This is a genomic window from Mesorhizobium sp. M7D.F.Ca.US.004.03.1.1 (genome assembly GCF_003998635.1).
Taxonomy (GTDB): Bacteria; Pseudomonadota; Alphaproteobacteria; order Rhizobiales; family Rhizobiaceae; genus Mesorhizobium; species Mesorhizobium loti.
Genome location: NZ_RZQG01001368.1, coordinates 1 through 1,125 on the forward strand (window position 1 = coordinate 1; position 1,125 = coordinate 1,125).

A 1,125-nucleotide genomic window follows, 5' to 3' on the forward strand; every position below is an offset into this window, starting at 1 on the left:
GCATGATTCGAGCCACGCCCTCACCGTCCGGCGCTTCGGCCGAGAGTATCTCACCGGACCAGCCGGCATCGCTGCCGAGCGGCCACAGCGCCTGCCAGAGGCGCTGCCGGTCCGCTGCTATCACGCGGCTTAGCCGGACCGTGCGCAGACCAAGCGGCACGGTCATCAAGAGAAAGATCAGCCCGAGATTGCTGGCCACGAGAATGGCCGTGACGATGGGCGACACGCAACGTTGCTCCCTGTCTTTCAGGGCACCCTAACGTTGCGGCGGCAAGAAAAGCTTAACGGCAGAGCGGGTCATAACCCACTCAGGATCACGGCGGCGAATGCCGTCAAATCACATGGCTCCGATCCAGATCGCCATGGAAACGAGAAAGGTGCTCATGCAAACCAGTGAGATGACATCCTGAACCAGATCGGTCATAACTCTCTCCTGTTGTTGATATGTTCGCAGTTTGTTCTAATTTTGTTTCAAAGTCAACGACCACAATCCGGCTACATCAGGAATTTTCGGGCGATCAAATCGGCAGGGTTAAGAAAAGGTTGAGGACCGAGCGGCAGCTACCGATGGGCCAGATACAGGCATCAGTGGCGGACTGATGGTGAGCCCGCCAAGGTTTGTCGAGACCGAGGTCAACCCGAGCCCAGAGGGACCACTTTGCCGTCGGCCAAGGTGACGCGCCGGTCCATGCGCGATGCCAGCTCGTGATTGTGGGTGGCGATCAGCGCCGCGAGGCCCGATTGCTTGACCAGCGCCGCCAGCGCCTCGAACACATAAGAGGCGGTGACCGGGTCGAGATTGCCGGTCGGCTCATCCGCCAGCAGCACCAGCGGCGCATTGGCGACCGCCCGCGCAATGGCGACGCGCTGCTGCTCGCCGCCGGAGAGTTCGGACGGCCGGTGCGATGCGCGCTTGCCGATCTGCATATAGTCGAGCAGTTGTGCCGCGCGCTCGGTCGCGTCCTTGCGGCTCAGCCCTTTGATGAGCTGCGGCATCATGATGTTTTCCAGCGCCGAGAACTCCGGCAGCAAATGATGGAACTGGTAGACGAAGCCGACATCGTTGCGGCGAATCGCCGTGCGCTCGTCGTCGGAGAGCCGCCCGCAGGCACGGCCGGCCAGGAT

1 protein-coding gene and 1 pseudogene are annotated in these 1,125 nt (G+C 61.7%); both read right to left on the bottom strand.

Going from position 1 to position 1,125, the window contains the following annotated elements; translation table 11 throughout:
- Positions 1-226 (bottom strand): annotated as a pseudogene (locus EN935_RS37140) (site-2 protease family protein); the annotation flags it as partial.
- A gap of 407 nt (positions 227-633) precedes the next feature.
- Positions 634-1,125: ABC transporter ATP-binding protein (locus EN935_RS37145; RefSeq protein ID WP_164771744.1), on the bottom strand; the 492-nt coding region annotated here is incomplete at its 5' end.